We start from the raw sequence: 16,462 nt of genomic DNA, 5'->3' as shown, positions 1-16,462 counted from the left end.
CACCACGCGGACGGCGAAGAGCGGGGCGGCCAGCGCCAGTCCACAGAGGACGAGGGCGCGTTCCACACCGCCCGGCAGCGCGAACAACAGCGCCGGACCCGCCACGACCCCGAACACCGCGGCCGCCGCGAAGGCCGCGCTGAACAGCGCGTACCCGATCTCCACGGTGATCGCGTCCCGATCGGACTGCGTGCGCCGCCCCTGCCCCTCGTGCACCATGCGTTCCCGTCCCCCGTTCGTCTCCACGAGCCGTATGAAACAGGTGTGCGCCCGGCGGGGCAAGACAGCCCGCCGGGCGCGCAGCGGCGACCGGCTACCTCCACGTCACGGCTGAGTTCTCCCGCCACAGCGTCGCCACCGACTCGTCGCCCGAGACGCCGGGCATCGGCAGCCTGTTCCACAGCGACAGGTAGAGCCGCGCGGCCGGACCGGCCACCTCGCAGTCCGCCTCCGCCGTCTCGCCCCGCTCACTCACCGGTGGCCCCGATGACAGCCGTACGGTCCACGTGGTGCCCGTGTCCGTCGCCCGCACCCTGAGGACCCGCGGCCGGTCGGTGCGTACCCGGCTCTTCTCCCGTGCGTGGAAGGCGAGCAGCAACTCGTCGATGCCGTCCACCGCGAACTCCGGCGTGATCGCGAAGTCCGGGGCGCTCGCGCCGACCGCGTCGGCCGTGCCGTCGCGCGCCGACTCCGCGTCCAGCCGGTGAACCGTCGTCTCGTGCGCCTGCCGCCGTGCCCAGAAGGCCAGGGGCGAGGGCGCGGGCAGGAAGCTCCAGCACGCCACGTCCGGGGGAGCCGTGGTGAGGGTGTCGACGAGCCACCGGTGGCCCTCCCGGAACCAGGCCAGGAGGTCGCCGCCGTCCAGGTCGGGCTCGCCCTTGTCCGGGTGGTACGACGTGTGGCCGTCGGCGACGAACGCCCCGGCCCACCGGTGCACCATCCCCGTGTGCCGCAACAGATCCCGCACCCGCCAGTCGGGGCATGTCGGTACCCGGGCCCCGGTACCCGCGCTCTCGGCGGCCGCGACCAGCAGCCGGCCCTCCCTGTCCAGGGCCTCAATGTGCTCGGTGATCTCCATGGGGCGAGTGTGCCGGATGGAGTGAGGTCGAAGCGCCCCGAGCGCGTCGGCGCCGCCCGGAACACCCTCAGCCCGTTGCCGCACGCCGGGTGGTGAAGGCGATGACCGTGGCCAGCGCGGCCAGCGCCGCCACGCTGGTGAGGGCGGTAGGAAGGGAGAACCAGTCCGCCATGAAGCCGATGGCGGGTGGTCCCAGGAGCATGCCGCCGTAGCCGAGGGTGGACGCGATCGCGACGCCGTCGGGGCCGGCCAGCGTGCCGGCGCGTTCGATGGCGACGGGGAAGAGGTTGGCGAGACCGAGCCCGGCGATCACGAAGCCGAGCAGCGCTGCCCACAGGGAGGGGGCGAGCGAGCCGAGCAGCATACCGACGGCGGCGGTCGCGCCACCGGATACCAAGGTGCGGGTCTGGCCCAGACGTTCGAGCAGCCTGGTGCCGGTCAGGCGGCCGATGGTCATGGCAAGGGCGAAGCAGGAATAGCCGATGGCCGCGGCGCCCGGAGTGGCGTCGAGATCCTGTTCCAGGTGCAGCGCGCTCCAGTCGGCCATGGCTCCCTCCCCATAGGCCGTGCACAGGGCGATCAGACCGAAGGTGATCACCAGACCGCGGGTGCGCCTGTCCAGGCGCCGCGGTGCGGGCTCCGTGTCCGATGTGTTCTCCGGTGGTGCCGGGGGTCGGAGACGCAACAGGGTGCGGCCCGCCAGGGCGGTGACGAGCAGGCCGATCGCGGTCAGGCCGAGCAGATGCCGCGTGGGGGACAGCGCCCCGGCGACCAGTCCACCGAGACCGGCGCCGATCATGCCACCGAGGCTGAACGCGGCGTGGAAGCTGGGCATGACGGGCCTGCGGAGCGCCTTCACCAGGTCGACCGCGGCGCTGTTGAACGCGACGTTTATCCCGCCATAGCCCAGTCCGAGCAGCAACAGTGCTGCGCCGAGGGCGGATGCGGAGTGGGTGAGTGGTGGCAGTGCGACGCTGAGCGAGAGGACGACCGCGCAGATGACGGTGATGGGGTGGCTGCCGTAACGGCGGCAGAGGCGTCCCGTGACCATCATGGTGAGGACGGCGCCGGCCGAGACTCCGAGGAGCGCCAGTCCCAGGGCGCTGGCGGAGGAGCCGGTCTGTTCCTTGATGTCGGGGATGCGGACGATCCAGCCGGCGAAGAGGAACCCGTCGAGGGCGAAGAAGACGGTGATGGTGACGCGGAGTCGGGTGAGTGTGGTGTCGGTTGTGGCGTAACGCGTCCCGGATTTGTTTATTTGCGGCACAAACGCAGGCTAGGTTGGTGCCAGGTGGACGGCAAGGAGTTCGGTCGCCGCGGCCACTGAACGCGGCCGGCCCGATGTCAGGGCGGGCGCCGCCCTCACCGTGTGCGATGAGGGCGGCGTACCGCTGTGCCTGCCGGCGGGTCAGGAGCCCTGGGGTGGGCCGAATCGGACCCACTGGGCTGTGCTCGGGACACCGTTCTTGTCCAGCAGGAAGAGCATGTAGTAGCCGGGGACGGCGTCCTTCGCGGAGGGCGGCGCCTTCAGCTTCAGCGAGCCGTCCGCGCGCTCAGTGATCTTCAGTTCCAGATGCCGCTGACTGGTGTTCACGGAATGGGTGGAGGTGGACGGTGCCAGAATCACGGCGCGGTCCACGGCGTCGGCTGTGTCGGTGCCGACGGTGAACTCCTTCCGGTAGCGCAGGATGCTGTCCGGAGCGTCGCCGAGGTGGGGCCGCTTGCCGCGGTGCAGGTAGGCCGGCTCGTAGATCTCGATGGCGCCGTGCATGTCGTCGGTGATGTCCGGGTCGTTGGCGATCTGCTGCAGCTCGTCGCCGGTGATCATGATGCGGCCGTCGGGCATCACCACCGCGTTGGAGTGGTAACCGCGGGGCAGTCGCTGGACGGGACCCAGGCGCCAGTTGCCCTTCTTGTCACCCAGCTCGGTCTGGCGGTACTTCTGGTCGGCGTTCGGGTTGTACGGGCCATTGCCGTAGTCCCGGATGTCGGGGGAGCCGTTGACCGTGAAGAGCGTGCCGTCGGGCAGGACAAGGGTGTTGTCCTGAGTGCGCCCGAAAGCCTTGGCACCCGGCTTGGTCCAGCTGCCGTCCTTGAACAGGTAGGTCTCGGGGTCGCTGGGGTCGCCGCCCATCTGCAGGACGGCGTCGGGTCCGCGCAGTCCGTTGGGCAGCGGCACGGCGGAGCCGTAGAACCTTTCGCCGCGCAGGGTCTTGCGTCCCTTGGGCTTGTCCGGCCGGTTGGGCAGGCCGATGCGGGTCCCGGCGACGGGGTCGAACTTCCACTGCTGGTCGGAGTCCCGGCCGAAGGTGTAGATCAGGCCGTCCCGCAGCGAGAACGCGTGGGGGTAGTCGTTGTGGAACGGGGCGTCGGCCGCGAAGCGGTCCACCGGGACGTTCGGGCGGGGTTGGACGCTCCCGTCCGTGAGCACAGGATGGTTCCTGGCCGGGAAGCGCTCCACGATCTCGGTGGGCGTGCCCCACCCGCGCTCCGACTGTCCGGAGAAGATCAGTTGACGGCCGTCCGCGCCGGTGACCACGGTGGGGTACCAGCGGCCCACGGACATGTCCGGCTGACGCAGCCAGACCTCCTTGAAGGGGTCGAAGATCAGCGCCAGTTTGGCGCCCGAGCCTCCGTTGCCACCGAGGTTGCCGCCGAAGACGCCGAGCATCCCGTTGGGAAGGAAGGAGTGCCCGGCGCAGAAGAACGGCGCGGGGCGCGGCTCGTTCCTGCCGTCCGGCATGTCGATCACGGGCGGGGGCACGGCTCTGAACGCGTCCTTCCCGGTGCCCTTCTCCGGGTCCCACAGGTAGGCGCGTCCGGCGTTCTCACGTCCGATGAGCTGGGTGGGTGCCGTTTCCCGGGTGGGGTTGTCCTCCACCGGTTCGAAGGAGAAGACCAGGATCTTTCCGGTGGGCAGTTGGGCGATGTGCACGCCGTAGTCGGGCGACGGGAAGTAGTCGGTGAACTTGCCGAACTTGCCGGCGGCGAACTTCGCGTTCTTGGTCTTCTGGTCCTGAGTCAGCCAGTTCAGGCGGTTGGTACGGGTGGTCTGCGGATAGTCGGAGGTCTTGTCGGCGGCGATCCGCAGGCGGGCGTGCTCTTCGGCGTGGGACTGCCCCAGAGCGGCTGCCTCGTCGGGATCGACCTCCTTCGCCACCTTCTTCTCGGAGACTTCGGCTGCTTCGGGGCTGCCTTCGTGAGGGTGGTCTCCGCCGCCGTGGGCGACAGCGTGACCGGCGCCCAGCACCATGACGGCGCTGACGGCGGTGACCAGAGCACAGGCTCGGGCGCGGCGGGACATACTGCGGTGGGCCAAGGAGGAGGCTCCTTCCGGGAGGGACTGTCGGACATCGCGTACGGCACGGTGGGTCAGGGCCGTCGCGCGGTCTTGAGGAAGCCGCGGCTGGGGAGGAAGAAGTACTCCGCACCGCGCAGCGTGACGGACTCGGCGAGGCTCACGCTGAGCATCTCGCCCGGAACGCCATGCTTCTTGGGCCAGTTCATCGGAGTGTCCGCGTGGCCGCAGCCGACGATCGGGTCCTGGCCGGTGGAGGGTTTGCCGTCTTCGCCGCCACAGATGAAGTCGACGTCGTTGCACCAGTCGGCCTGCATGAACTCGAACTGCCGGGAGATGTCGGCCTGGGCGCACAGGAACAGCAGCCCGACGCCGCCGTCGCTCTCGTAGGAGATGCCTCGGCGGGCGATGCGCCGGTTGCGTTCCTTCTCCAGGGACCCGTTGAACTGCCATGTGGTGTCACCGCGGGGATTGGTCTTGCGGATGTGCGCCTGGTAGGGGCACTTCAGGCCGTCCTTGTCGCCCAGGAAGTCGAAGTCGTTCGCGATGGGGGCGTCATCGCCGGCGCCCGTCGCGGGCTGGCTCACGGGCACGCCGTTGCGGAAGCGACCCACCATGTAGGCGCCCGCGAGCTCGATGTCGCCTTCGTGGGGTTCCGCCCTGCCGTCGGCCTTGGCCAGCTCTGTGGCGAGCTTCAGCCGCTGCCGGTTGAAGTGGGGAACGTCCTGCTCCAGCTTCCGGTACACGAAGTACGAGCCGTAACCGGTCTCTGCGTGCCCGCCCGGGTCCTTGGCGAGAACGAGGTGGAGAGGCGCACCGGGGTGCCATTTCTCGTACCCCTGCTCCTTCTTCGCCTCCTCGATGTCCTTGGTGAGGAAGTGCGGCTCGCTCACACCGTCGATGAATCCGAAGTGCTCGCGCACCGGCCCGTGCGGGTGGGTCCGCAGTACCTTGCCGATCTCCTCGTGAACGACCTTGCCTGCCCCGGCCCGAAGGAGCGCTCCGGCGACGGCGTCGGCCTTCTCCTGCACCTCGGCCGGAGAGTCGTCGGCGACGATGACCAGCGCGTCGATCGCCCCCTGGAAACCCTCGTGCCACTCGGAGACCGGAGGGTCGCACAACTTGGCGAGGGTGGCGGTGCCCCGGGTGCCCCGCCGGAACGCCTCGTCCTGGGGCAGGTCGGTGATGCCGAGCGCCTGGTACCCGGATGCGGAGAGCATCAGGTTGACGAAGGGGGGACTGGGGTCCTCGGCAAGTGCCGCGCTCAGCCGCACCTCGGGTGCTGTACGACGCTTGTGGCCGTCGGGGCCGTCGGGGCCGTTGTGGCCGCCGAAGGGGCCGACCTTGACGCCCGTCGAGACGCGTGGACCGTCCCCGAGCTCCGCACTCAAAGGCGCGCCGACCGGGCCCAGGCCGACAGCGGCGAAGATCGCGGCGCGCTTGCGGGACTGCTCCCACTGCGCCATCGCCGTGGTGACCTGGTCGGCCATGGTCGCCAGCCAGGCTCGGGCCTTGCCCGGCCGTTCGCGGTCGAAACGGATGAAGAGGTGACGGCTGTGGTCGCGGCCGTGGCTCTTGAGGATGTTGCCCTGGATGTCCTCCATCAGTCGCCGCTCGTCCGGCCCGAACTCGCCCTGGCGGTCGGCCGGCCCGATGCCCGTCTCCTTGGTGAAGTCGAGCCTTGTGGCTTGCGAGGTCATCGGCATGCTCCTGCGGGTGGACGGCGGGACGCACGCGGGAGGGCGGGGCGCCGCCCACGTGTGCCCGGATCCTGTCCCTGCGGGCCCAAGACACCCCTCACGGACGCCGAGATCACCCGTACGGGTCGCAAAGGGAAGTGCGTTGACCTGGGGTTGCGTCGACTGGACCGGGCGCCTGCCACGCGCTTCGAGAGCTGCGCGGTCACTCCCTGCGCGAGTGGACGCGGGCTCTTCGTTCAGGGAGCGATACGACGAACCGTACGATGACTCGTATGCCCCGCCGCTCCCCATCGCTCGACCGCGCGACCCAGGACCGCATCGCCGAAACCGCCCTCCACCTCGTCGACGAGGGCGGCCCCGAGGCGTTGACGTTCCGTGCGCTGGCCACGCGACTGGAGATCTCCCTCGCCTCGCTCCAGCGCCGGTGCACCGACCTGGCCGGCCTGCTGGACCTGTGCATCGACCATCTGGCCGCCCGGCTGCCCGAGATCGAGCCGGACACCGACTGGGCCACCGCCACCGAGACCCGGTTCACCGCGCTCTACCGGCTACTGGCGGCCCACCCGGGACTGCTCGCCCTGCGCGGCACGCGGCCCTGGCTCGGCCCGAACCTGCTGGCCCGCCTGGTCGAGCCGCAACTCGCCCACAGTGTCGCCGCCGGAATGACCCCAGAGGAAGCGATCACCGCGTACCGACGGATGTACCTGCTCACCCTCGGCAGCGCCGGCTTCGTCGACCACCGCGATCCCAAGGCCGCACAATCAGCCACCCGCACCGCACTGGCCGCACTCGACCCGGAGGAGTTCCCGGCGCTGACCGGCAACCTGGCCGCGATCGTGCCCGCCGTCACCGAACACGAGGTCTACCACGGCGCGTTGCGCCAGCTCATCCACGCGGCGGCCCCGGCCCGCGAAGCCTGACCCGCCCCAGGACGAACCGACGACATTCCTGCCCCGGGCGCAGCCCCTCGACGCCTTCGCCGACCGCACGGATACGTCCGGAGACCTCCAGGCCACCTTCATGGCGGTGGGAGGGGCATGTCGAACCAGGTTGCGGGGCGGTAGTCACCGTGCGGCACCGGTGCACACGGATCCCGAGGAGGTGTCCGTTCTGACCGCGCTGTCGGCACTGGCCGACCCTGTGCGCATTCAGTTGATCCGCGAACTGGCGGGCGGCGCCGACTGGACGAGCAACTGTGGCAGCTTCGACGTGCCCGTCGGTAAAGCCGTATTCAGCCACCACTTCTCGGTCCTGCGCGGCGCCGGGCTGGTCGAACAGCGTGACCAGGGGCCCAGGCGGATCAACCGACTGCGTCGCGAGGAGTTCGACGCGCGGTTCCCCGGGCTGCTCGACCTGGCGCTTCGCGGCGACGGCGCCGATTGAACAGCTGATCGGCCCCGGTGCAACGGGCCTTGGGGACGCGCCGCGATTCAGCGATACGTCCCCTCCGGCATCCTGGGCGTACTCGGGCTACTTCTCTGTGAGCGGTGTGACGGCGATCCGGTCGATGACGGGTGCGTACGGGGATCGCTGGTCGTACTGGTTGTAGGTGTCGCCGTTGAAGTCGGGCAGCTCCTCCGCGGTGAAGGTGAGCCGGTCCGCCGTTGACCGAGAGGTCGGCGTGCCGGGCGATGGGGTCGGGGTTGTAGTGAGTGGCGGTCGCCTTGGCGGCGCCGGAGACCTTGCCGCCTTCCGCCTCATAGACCGTCGACGTCAGGGTGCCGTGGGACGGTGTGACGCGCAGGCGGTCCAGCATCAGGTCGCGTGAGGCACCGGTGACGGTGATTCTTGTAACGGCAACACCGGAACGGTCTCCGACCAACTCCTGACGGTCAGCAGCAACTCGGCCTCCGTGAACGTGCCGTGGACGGACGCCGCCGACGGCTACACGGTCACCCTGCTGCCGCCGTCCAACACCACGGTCTCCACGGTCGCGGTGGTCCAGCACAGCGGTCAGTGTCTGGACGACACCAACCTGAGCACGGCCAACGGCACGCAGTACCAGCAGTACCACTGCGAGGGCGGCTACCAGCAGATGCTCGACTTCAGGCCGGTGGCCGGGCGTACCAACACCTACACCGTGGTCAACGAGCACAGTGGCAAGTGCCTGGACGTGGCGGGCGCTTCCACGACCGACGGTGCGGCCGTCCAGCAGTACACCTGCAACGGCGCCACGAACCAGATGTTCACCCTCAACCCCGTCACCGCACTCGGCAACAGCAAGGACTACCAACTCGTCGCCGTCCACAGCGGCAAGTGTGTCGACGTCAGTCAGGTCTCGACCGCGGCCGGCGCGAAGATCCATCAGTGGCCCTGTGACGCGGCCGGCGCGCTGAACAACAAGAGGAACCAGATCTGGCGCCTCCAGGGCATGGGCTGACCTGCGTCCCTTCCTCAGAGGGCTCTCGGCCACGGAAGGGAACCCCCTGGGCAAGACCCCGTCAGGACGGCTTGGCGGGGGGCGCGTCCGGGAGGTTCTGACGCAGCCGTTGGGCCTCCTCGAAGAGGCGGTTCGTGTGGTCCGACAGTACGCCGCCCAGGAGTAGCTCCGGGGTGTAGAAGGACCGTGCGGAGGCGGCCACCTCCCGTGCGGACAGGGCGATTTGGTTGATCTCGGTGCGGCGGATCTCGTCGATCGAGCTTGCCCAGACGACACGCCGCAGATTCGCCCACGCCATCGCGCTCATGCACATCGAGCAGGGCTCGCCCGTTGTGTAGAGGGTGGTGTCGGCCCAGCCCTGGTTGCCTTGCCGGTGTACGTAGTCGTTCATGGCGACCACCTCGCCGTGCAGCACCGGGCTGTCCGCCCCGGTGTTGACCCCACTCCCCAGGACCTCGCCGGTGCGGTGGTCGACGATCACCGCGCCGAACGGCCACTGGGGGTTTCTTCGGGCCTGCTCGATGGCCAGCCACATGAATCGCTCGTGACGCGTGCCGGCGCGGGTGCGGGTGCTGGCGTGGCTCTCCTGGAGTGCGTGGCGAGGGAGGGCGAACGGCGCCGCGACTCCCGTCACCACGGCTCCGCACCTGCCAAGGAACTGGCGCCTGTCCGAGTCCATACACTTCTCCTCACCTGATGCCGACAGATTCGAAGAGTAGTCGAATCATTACGGATGGTAATAATCGGGTGCGGTGGCTGCCGTCGTCCGGACACACTCCACGGATGGGTGCTGATATCGCCGCGTCGTTTCACGTGTCGCTTCAGGAGAGGGCTCTGCGCCATGTCGCGGCTTTGTCCACGGGAGGGCCGCTTGCTCCTGACCTGCGGGTGACGATGCACTTCCATCCCGATCGTGAGTCGGGAGACCGGCCGATCCTGGTGAAGATGGCGGAGGACGGCGTCTACCGGTCGCAGTTCGTGACGGGCACGAGCAACGGCGGCCTGACCGCTCGCCCTGGCGGAGACCGGTGGCGTTGGGAGAGTCGAATCTTCGCCGGTGCGTACGACCGCGCCGCGACTGACGAGCGTCCCGTGTACGGTGCGTTGAACTACCGTCGCGATCCCGTCGGTGGCGCGCCGAGGTTCGGCTCCTCGTATTTCAGGCTCACCGCTGAGACTCTCGCACGCACCACGTTCTGCTACCCCGACAGTTCCACCGAGCCTTCGGCCTTCGGTGTCGCCGCCCACTGCGCACTCATCGAGCTCGCCGAGGCCGACGGCTTGGATGCCTTGGACGACCACATAGAGGCACAGATTCACGGACCGGTCAGATTCGACCGTGACGTCGAGGCGCTGGTGCTGGATCCCAGTTATCGCGGCACAGCGGTCGAATCCGCGGCTCACCGGCTCTCGTGCCCGGTCGAGTGGCATCCGGGTTTCCGGCTCGGCGTGGATGAGCTGCGACGCCACCCGAGCTACCGCGGACAGAGATACGTCGACCTGGGAAGTGAGATCGCGGTGGACGGACGGATCGATCCCAAGATCATCGGAGACGCTGCCCGCACGGGCCGCCATGCCCTCCAGGACCTCAAGAAGGTCTGGCACTGCCTGGCACGCTTTGGACAGCGCCGCACACCCTCTGCTGAAAGGTGACTCACCGGCCGGGCCCGTCACCCCTTCGTCGCGCCCTGAAGCAGCCCCGCCATGAAGCTGCGCTGGAAGATGACGAAGAGGATCAGGATGGGGAGCATCACGATGATGGTCCCCGCCGCGAGTGTGGGGATGTCGGTGGTGTTCTGGCCCACGAAGAAGCCGAGCCCGGCGGGAGCCGTGTGCTTGGTGGTGTCCTGGATGAGGACCAGCACCAGCAGGAACTGGTTCCACGACCACATGAAGACGAGCAGGCCCAGCGTCATCAGGGACGGCCGGGCCAGGGGGAGCAGGATCCTCAGCAGGATCGTGGCCGAGGAGGCACCGTCGATACGGGCCGCCTCCACCAGCGACGCCGGGGTGGACTGGAAGTGGGTGCGCATCCAGAACACGCTGAACGGCATGAACAGCGCGATCTCCACCAGGATCACGCCCAGGTAGGAGTTGGTCAGGCCAAAGCCCCGCAGGTCGAAGTAGAGGGGAACCACGATCAGTTCGACCGGGATGGTGAGGCCGGCGACGAAGAAGGCCGCGACCGCGTTGCCGCCCGGGAGCCGGGCCGTGCCCAGCGCGTAGCCCGCCAGCGTGGCGAGAAGCAGGGAGGCGGGGACGACACCGAGCGCGATGGTGAGGCTGTGGCGGATGAGGTCGGAGAAACCGGCCACCGACCACGCCTGTTCGTAGTTGTCCCAGCTCCACCGCTCCGGCCAGGTCAGGCCCACCACCGGCGTGCCCGCGGGCTGCAGGGAGGCGAGGAAGACGCTGAGGAACGGGACGACGACGGCGATCGCCATGACTGTCAGAAGCGCGTAACCCGACCAGCGTTCCGATCGCGTGGCGGTGTTCATGAAGGTGTCCCGTTGTTCATGACGGTGCTCATGACTCCGACCTCGACAGACGGTTGATGAGGTAGACGATCGCGAGTATCAGACAGCCGAGGACGACGGCCAGGGCCGCGGCCAGCCCCACCTTGCCCTCGGAGAACGCCAGTCGGTACACCAGCAGTCCGGGCACCGTGGTCTGCTCGCCGGGGCCGCCGTTCGTCGTCACGTACACGATGTCGAAGCTGGCGAGCGCGGCCACCGTGGTCACCGTCATGGCGACGGCGAGTTCGCCACGCAGGTGGGGGAGGGTGACGGAGACGAACTCCCGCACCGGGCCCGCCCCGTCGAGCCGGGCCGCCTCGTACAGGTGGGGATCCACCTTCTGTACGCCGCTGAGGAAGAGCATCATGCACAGGCCACTGAGCACCCAGGTGCCCACGAGGCCGACGGCGATCAGTGCGGCGCCGAAGTCGCCGAGCCAGGCCCGCGTCACGCCGTCCAGGCCGACCGCGCCCAGCGCCTGGTTCACCAGCCCGTCGTCCCCGTACAGCCAGCGCCACGTCACGCCCACCGCGACGAGCGGAACGACCTGCGGCAGCATGAACAGGAACCGGTACGCCCCCATGCCGGGCCGCCGGTAACGGGCCAGCAGACCGGTCATCGCCAGCCCGAGCGCGATGGGCACGAAGGAGAAGAACACCACCAGGACCAGCGCGTTGAACACGGACCTGCGAAGAATGGAGTCCTGGAGGATCTCCTGGTAGTTGCCGAGGCCGACCCAGTCGCCCAGCGTGACACCGTCCCACTCGAAGAGGGAGAGATACGCCGTGTGCAGGGCGGGCAGCACCGCGAAAGCGAGGTAGACGGCGAAGGCGGGGAGTACGTACACGTAGCCGCGATACGGACTGCGTCGGCGGGGGCTCGCGGTCCGGACCGGCGGCTCACTGCGCGGCGGCCTACTGCCCATGGTGTTCCTCCCACTCGTCCTGAAGTGAGTCGAGGTAGTCCGCGGGCTCGACGCGGTCCGCGATGAGCTTCTGGATGCCGGAGCGCAGCCGGTCGAGCATGGCGGGGGCGGCGAAGTCGGGGAACGTCGTGATCCCGTCGTCGGCGACGGCCCGCCGGTGGGCCTCCGCGATGTCGGCGAGGACGCCCTCCGGCTTCGCCACGGCCTCGGGGTTGGGTGGCAGGAAGCCGTTGTCGCTGATGATCTGACCGGCTTCGGGGGAGGTCAGGAAGTCGAGGAACGCGCCTGCCGCCTCGGGGTGTTCGGTCCGCGACGAGACGGCGTAGGAGACGCTGAAGCCCGAGGCCACGATGGGGTCGGAGGCCCGTTCGCCCGGCATCGGGAAGAAGCCGACGTTGTCCTTCATGGCGGTCGCCAACTGCCCGGCCGCCCAGTTGCCGTTGATCAGGAAGACGCTGTCACCCTTGGCGAACTGTGCGGTGGAGTCGACCTGTGCGGTGCCGTTGGCGGAGTCGTTGTAGTAGCCCTTGCGGCCCCATTCGACGACCAGTTCACTCGCGGTGGTCCCGGCGGGCTTCTCGACGGTGGCGCCCTTGGTGCCGTTGACCCAGTCCCAATAGTCGTCCGTGGGCATGGTCTGGTTGAGGAGGGCGGCCCACAAATGGATACCGCCGGAGTCGAGCGCGCCGACGCCGAGCGGTGTCAGGTCCGCCTTCTTGGCCGCGGCGAGCTGGTCCTCGAACTCCGCCAGAGTCCTGGGCGGAGCGTGGATCCCGGCCCGCTCGGCCAGCTTCTTGTTGTAGTAGATGCCGGTCATCGACAGACCGGCCGGGACCCCGAACAGGGCCCGCCCACCGGTGGCTTTACTGGTCTGCCCGGCGGTGAGCTGGTCGAGGCTGACCGGGGGAATGGCGTCGTCCCAGCCGTACGCCTCCCGATAGGGCGAGAGATCGAGGATGTGGCCGTCCGCCGCGAGGTCGGTCATCCCGACCGCGTACTGCGCGATGTCGGGGGCGGTGTCGGAGGTCATGGTGAGCTTCAGGTTCTGGACGTAGTCCGAGAACGTCTTGTACTGCGGCTCGACCTTGATGGTGGGGTGCCCCTTCTCGAACGCGGCGATCAGCGCGTCGACCATCGGCGGGGCATCGGCGAACTGCAGACGCAGGGTGATGTCGTCGTCAGGCACGGCGGTCGAGGACGGCACACTGCGGGGACCGGGCACCGCCGCCGCGCTCCCGGGAGTCAGGGCGTCGCAGGCGGTGAGCGGCAGCACGAGCGCGACGGCGCAGGCCGCCGCCGCGACACGGCGACGTACCCATGGCGTCCTGTCCATGATCGGCCTCCTTGCGTTCCCTCGGCGGACGGATCGCTGCGTCAGCCCTGCGGACAGCGGTCCTTGACCTTCTCCAGCAGGGCGTTGTTGTGGCGCTCGGCGTCGTCGCCCGTGTTCTGACTGGCGATCAGCGGTGGTGCCTGACCGTGGAGTTCGGCGAGCAGCTCAGCGGCCCGGCAGGTCAGGGCGTTGACGATCGCCGCCCCCACGACCGTGGACAGGGCGCCGACGGCGCTGTCGCCCACGGGCACCACCGTGTCACCGGGGCGGCCGTGCGTGTCGATGACGATGTCGGCGACGTCGAGCAGGCGATGGCCGTCGGGGTGCCGGGACTCCGCGGACAGCGAGTGGGCCCGGCTGGTGACGGCGACGACGGTCGCTCCCAACGCGCGGGCGCCGAGGGCGAACTCGACCGGGACGGCGTTGATACCGGAGTTGGAGATCACGACCACCACCTCGCCGGCCCTGATGTCCGCCGTACTCAGGATCGCCGCCGCGTAGCCGCTGACACGTTCGGCCGCACCGGCGTGCCGAGGGGCGGCGGGGGAGAGCGCCGGATCGGCGATCACGTTGACCGGGGCGAGTCCCCCCGCGCGCAGCAGCGGTTCGATGGCGACGAGCTGCGAATGGCCGCTGCCGAAGTAGTGGACGACACCCCCGGCGGCGACGCTGTCCGCGATGGCGCCGGCGGCGCGCTCGATGGCGGGTCGCTCGGCGTCGGCCAAGGCGGTGAGGTTCTCCTGGAGAGCGGCGAAATAGGCGAGATCGGCGTTCATCGTGTCGAGGCCACCTGAGGTGTCGAGCCGGAGCGGGGGAGGAGCTCGTACGGGCCGGACCGGGCTGGCGTGTGAGGGCCGCCAGCTGGCTGTGGACCGTACCAGAGGGTTATAAGGCTGCACAGAGCCCTCGCGCCAACCAACGCCAACTAGTCCTATATACGGCCCACTACCTTGACTGCTCCTGTCGGCGAACCTAGCTTCAATTGACTTGTGGTACGTACCACAGTCGACCCTCGTCAGGAGCCGGCCGGACGATGACATCACCCGAGGCATCAGAGGCAGCAAACGTGGGAAGCGCCGCCGCCCGGCAGCTTCTTCAGCGGCTTCTCGCGGGCCGGGCCGCGGAGTTCACCGTCGACGTCGCGCCCGGGGGCGGCGGGCCCGACTGGTTCGAGGTCGACGCGGGGCCGTACGGGGTGGCGCTGCGCGGGTCCAGCGGTGTCGCCGTCGCCTCGGCGCTGCGCTGGTATCTCCGCACGGCCTGCCGGACGCAGATCACCTGGGACGCCCCCGCGCCCCGGCTGCCGGACCGCCTGCCCCGCACCGGTACGGCCGCCCGTACGACCTCCCCCTACCCGCACCGCTACCACTTCAACGTCTGCACGTTCGGCTACACCACGGCGTTCTGGGACTGGACGCGCTGGGAGCGCCACATCGACTGGATGGCGCTGCACGGCGTGACCACGCCACTGGCGATGACCGGTACGGAAGCAGCCTGGCAACGGGCCCTCCTGCGCGCCGGCCTCGACGACGAGGCCGCCCGACGGTTCCTCGGCGGCCCGGCCTACCTCCCGTGGAACTGGCTCGCCTCGCTCGACGGCTGGTGCGGGCCCCTGCCCCAGAGCTGGATCCACAGCCATGCGGAGCTGGGCCGCCGCATCCTGGACCGGGAGCGCGCCCTGGGCATGCGGCCGGTCCTCCAGGGCTTCTCCGGCCACGCTCCCCGCGAACTGATCGCGGACCGGGGAGCGAGGTCGACGACCCTTCCCTGGTGGGACTTCGAGGTCGAAGTCCTGGACCCGCGCGACCCGTTGTTCGAGGAGTTCGGCACCGCGCTGCTGACCGAGCAGACCCGCCTCTTCGGCACCGACCACCTCTACGCCGCCGATCCGTTCATCGAGACGACACCTCCGGTGACCGCCCCGGCGGACATCACCCGTGTCGCGCGGGCCGTGCACGGTGTCATGACCGCGGTGGACGACCAGGCCACGTGGGTGCTCCAAGCCTGGCCCTTCTCCTACCGCTCCGACTACTGGACGCCGGAGAGGACCCGGGCCTTCCTCGACGCGGTCCCGGACGACCGCATGCTGATCCTGGACCTGTGGGCCGAGCACCGGCCGGTGTGGCGGCACACCGACGGCTACCGGGGAAAGCCATGGGTGTGGTGCATGCTGCACAGCCTGGGCGGACGACCCGGCCTCTACGGAAGGCTGGACGAGCTCGCCACCGGCGCAGCCCGGGCGGCGGCCGACCCACGCGGCGGTTCGCTCGCGGGAGTAGGCGCGAGCATGGAGGCATTCGGCGGTGACCCGGTCCTGTACGAGCTGCTGGCGGACGTCTCCTGGCAAGGAGGCGTCGAGGACGTACGGGTATGGCTGCGGACCTGGACGGAGGCCAGGTACGGGCGCCGAACCCCCGGCCTGCTGCGCGCCTGGGAGCTTCTGCACGCCACCGTCTACACAGCCGACACCCCCGGACCACCGGGTTCGGTCGTCGTCTGCCGACCCACGCTGGAGGGCGATCTGCGCCCGAATCCGCCGGTGCACCTGGCGGCGCCCCCCTCACCCACCGTGCCACCGGGCCTGGCCGAGGCATGGAAGCTTCTGGCCGACGAGGCGACGCGGGAGGACAGCGCGGGGCCACTAGGCCGGGACCTGTGCGACGTCACCGCGCAGGTGCTCACCCATGTGGCGTGTGCTCAGCAGCAGCGGGCGGCGGACGCGGCCGTGGACCGGGACCTCGAACGCTTCCGGCCGGCCGCCACCGCACTGCTCACCACCCTCGAGGACCTGGACGAGCTGCTGGCCACCCGGCCCGAGTACCGGCTGGACGCGTGGCTCGCCGACGCGAGGAGCTGGGCCTCCACGCCCGCCGAGGCCGGCTTGTACGAGGCCAACGCGCGACGGGTCCTCACGGTCTGGGGACCTCCCCGCAGTGAACTGCACGACTACTCGGGCCGGCACTGGGCCGGCCTTGTCCGTTCGTTCTACCTGCCACGCTGGCGCAGCTGGTACGAGCACGTCGTCCGTGCCCTGGCGACTGGATCCCCCTACCGGGCCGAGGAGTTCGAGGCGTCCCTGATCGACTGGGAGGAGCGGTGGATCGCCGACCGGACCGGGACGACGACGCCCGCGCCCCGGGCCACCGGGGCGACCCTGGACGTGGTGCGTACGCTGATGCCCCGTTACCGCGCCTCTCGGGGATAGCGGACAGGTGCGAACCGCGGAGTGACA

At 69.6% G+C, this 16,462-nt stretch carries 15 protein-coding genes; 5 read left to right on the top strand and 10 right to left on the bottom strand.

Annotated features, from left to right (window positions below; translation table 11 throughout):
• From FNH08_RS12885 to FNH08_RS12865, 5 genes are all read right to left on the bottom strand, one after another.
• A partial coding sequence (locus FNH08_RS12885) for a DUF6332 family protein (RefSeq protein ID WP_228034082.1) occupies positions 1-219 on the bottom strand: 219 nt, incomplete at its 3' end.
• Positions 220-313: 94 nt separating this feature from the next.
• On the bottom strand, positions 314-1,078 hold the full coding sequence (locus tag FNH08_RS12880; RefSeq protein ID WP_152771608.1) for a maleylpyruvate isomerase family mycothiol-dependent enzyme: 765 nt from the start codon (positions 1,076-1,078) through the stop codon (positions 314-316).
• A 67-nt stretch (positions 1,079-1,145) separates the two neighbouring features.
• Positions 1,146-2,345 carry an MFS transporter gene (locus tag FNH08_RS12875; RefSeq protein WP_322724373.1) on the bottom strand — a complete coding sequence of 400 codons (1,200 nt, stop codon included), beginning with the start codon at positions 2,343-2,345 and terminating at the stop codon, positions 1,146-1,148.
• 141 nt (positions 2,346-2,486) lie between these two features.
• A complete protein-coding gene (locus FNH08_RS12870) occupies positions 2,487-4,397 on the bottom strand; it encodes a galactose oxidase early set domain-containing protein (RefSeq protein WP_152771607.1) in 1,911 nt (636 codons plus the stop codon).
• A 53-nt stretch (positions 4,398-4,450) separates the two neighbouring features.
• Positions 4,451-6,076, bottom strand: coding sequence for a Dyp-type peroxidase (locus tag FNH08_RS12865; protein ID WP_152771606.1), 1,626 nt, complete (start codon positions 6,074-6,076; stop codon positions 4,451-4,453).
• A gap of 272 nt (positions 6,077-6,348) precedes the next feature.
• On the opposite strand from FNH08_RS12865, the gene FNH08_RS12860 reads away from it, so the two are divergent.
• The 3 genes from FNH08_RS12860 (at position 6,349) to FNH08_RS51820 (ending at position 8,456) form a co-directional block, all read left to right on the top strand.
• On the top strand, positions 6,349-6,996 hold the full coding sequence (locus tag FNH08_RS12860) for a TetR/AcrR family transcriptional regulator C-terminal domain-containing protein (RefSeq protein WP_152771605.1): 648 nt from the start codon (positions 6,349-6,351) through the stop codon (positions 6,994-6,996).
• 100 nt (positions 6,997-7,096) lie between these two features.
• A complete protein-coding gene (locus FNH08_RS12850; RefSeq protein ID WP_152771603.1) occupies positions 7,097-7,459 on the top strand; it encodes an ArsR/SmtB family transcription factor in 363 nt (120 codons plus the stop codon).
• Between the two features lie 469 nt (positions 7,460-7,928).
• Positions 7,929-8,456, top strand: coding sequence for an RICIN domain-containing protein (locus tag FNH08_RS51820; protein WP_322724371.1), 528 nt, complete (start codon positions 7,929-7,931; stop codon positions 8,454-8,456).
• Between the two features lie 61 nt (positions 8,457-8,517).
• On the opposite strand, the gene FNH08_RS12835 is transcribed toward FNH08_RS51820, so the two are convergent.
• Positions 8,518-9,135, bottom strand: coding sequence for a nucleoside deaminase (locus tag FNH08_RS12835; protein ID WP_228034079.1), 618 nt, complete (start codon positions 9,133-9,135; stop codon positions 8,518-8,520).
• A 104-nt stretch (positions 9,136-9,239) separates the two neighbouring features.
• Here FNH08_RS12835 and FNH08_RS12830 point away from each other — a divergent pair, with 104 nt between their 5' ends.
• The gene (locus FNH08_RS12830; RefSeq protein ID WP_152771602.1) at positions 9,240-10,109 is read left to right on the top strand and encodes a DUF3626 domain-containing protein; all 870 of its coding nucleotides are present in this window, start codon (positions 9,240-9,242) and stop codon (positions 10,107-10,109) included.
• 17 nt (positions 10,110-10,126) lie between these two features.
• Here the strand turns inward: FNH08_RS12830 and FNH08_RS12825 are convergent, their stop codons facing one another.
• From FNH08_RS12825 to FNH08_RS12810, 4 genes are read right to left on the bottom strand one after another with little or no spacing between them, the layout of a single operon-like run.
• Positions 10,127-10,954: a carbohydrate ABC transporter permease gene (locus FNH08_RS12825; protein ID WP_152771601.1), complete on the bottom strand. Its 828-nt coding sequence runs from the start codon at positions 10,952-10,954 to the stop codon at positions 10,127-10,129.
• A gap of 28 nt (positions 10,955-10,982) precedes the next feature.
• A complete protein-coding gene (locus FNH08_RS12820; protein WP_152771600.1) occupies positions 10,983-11,897 on the bottom strand; it encodes a carbohydrate ABC transporter permease in 915 nt (304 codons plus the stop codon).
• Positions 11,887-13,230, bottom strand: a complete 1,344-nt coding sequence (locus tag FNH08_RS12815) for an ABC transporter substrate-binding protein (protein ID WP_152771599.1) — start codon at positions 13,228-13,230, stop codon at positions 11,887-11,889. The genes FNH08_RS12820 and FNH08_RS12815 overlap by 11 nt, the downstream gene beginning before the upstream one ends.
• Positions 13,231-13,271: 41 nt before the next feature.
• Positions 13,272-14,006 carry a sugar isomerase domain-containing protein gene (locus FNH08_RS12810; RefSeq protein ID WP_194238470.1) on the bottom strand — a complete coding sequence of 245 codons (735 nt, stop codon included), beginning with the start codon at positions 14,004-14,006 and terminating at the stop codon, positions 13,272-13,274.
• 257 nt (positions 14,007-14,263) lie between these two features.
• On the opposite strand from FNH08_RS12810, the gene FNH08_RS12805 reads away from it, so the two are divergent.
• Positions 14,264-16,435, top strand: coding sequence for an alpha-N-acetylglucosaminidase (locus tag FNH08_RS12805; protein ID WP_152771597.1), 2,172 nt, complete (start codon positions 14,264-14,266; stop codon positions 16,433-16,435).
• Positions 16,436-16,462: the final 27 nt, after the last annotated feature.

The sequence above is a fragment of the Streptomyces spongiae genome (genome assembly GCF_009377185.1).
Taxonomy (GTDB): Bacteria; Actinomycetota; Actinomycetes; order Streptomycetales; family Streptomycetaceae; genus Streptomyces; species Streptomyces spongiae.
The sequence above is the reverse complement of the archived record's forward strand: the minus strand, read 5'-3'. Positions and strand labels throughout refer to the sequence as shown.

Bases quoted from the DNA above. Each gene is read 5' to 3' on its own strand.
- FNH08_RS12880 (WP_152771608.1), bottom strand. From the start codon at position 1,078: ATGGAGATCACCGAGCACATTGAGGCCCTGGACAGGGAGGGCCGGCTG.
- FNH08_RS12865 (WP_152771606.1), bottom strand. From the start codon at position 6,076: ATGACCTCGCAAGCCACAAGGCTCGACTTCACCAAGGAGACGGGCATC.
- FNH08_RS12860 (WP_152771605.1), top strand. From the start codon at position 6,349: ATGCCCCGCCGCTCCCCATCGCTCGACCGCGCGACCCAGGACCGCATC.
- FNH08_RS12850 (WP_152771603.1), top strand. From the start codon at position 7,097: ATGGCGGTGGGAGGGGCATGTCGAACCAGGTTGCGGGGCGGTAGTCAC.
- FNH08_RS12835 (WP_228034079.1), bottom strand. From the start codon at position 9,135: ATGGACTCGGACAGGCGCCAGTTCCTTGGCAGGTGCGGAGCCGTGGTG.
- FNH08_RS12830 (WP_152771602.1), top strand. From the start codon at position 9,240: ATGGGTGCTGATATCGCCGCGTCGTTTCACGTGTCGCTTCAGGAGAGG.
- FNH08_RS12825 (WP_152771601.1), bottom strand. From the start codon at position 10,954: ATGAACACCGCCACGCGATCGGAACGCTGGTCGGGTTACGCGCTTCTG.
- FNH08_RS12820 (WP_152771600.1), bottom strand. From the start codon at position 11,897: ATGGGCAGTAGGCCGCCGCGCAGTGAGCCGCCGGTCCGGACCGCGAGC.
- FNH08_RS12815 (WP_152771599.1), bottom strand. From the start codon at position 13,230: ATGGACAGGACGCCATGGGTACGTCGCCGTGTCGCGGCGGCGGCCTGC.
- FNH08_RS12810 (WP_194238470.1), bottom strand. From the start codon at position 14,006: ATGAACGCCGATCTCGCCTATTTCGCCGCTCTCCAGGAGAACCTCACC.
- FNH08_RS12805 (WP_152771597.1), top strand. From the start codon at position 14,264: ATGACATCACCCGAGGCATCAGAGGCAGCAAACGTGGGAAGCGCCGCC.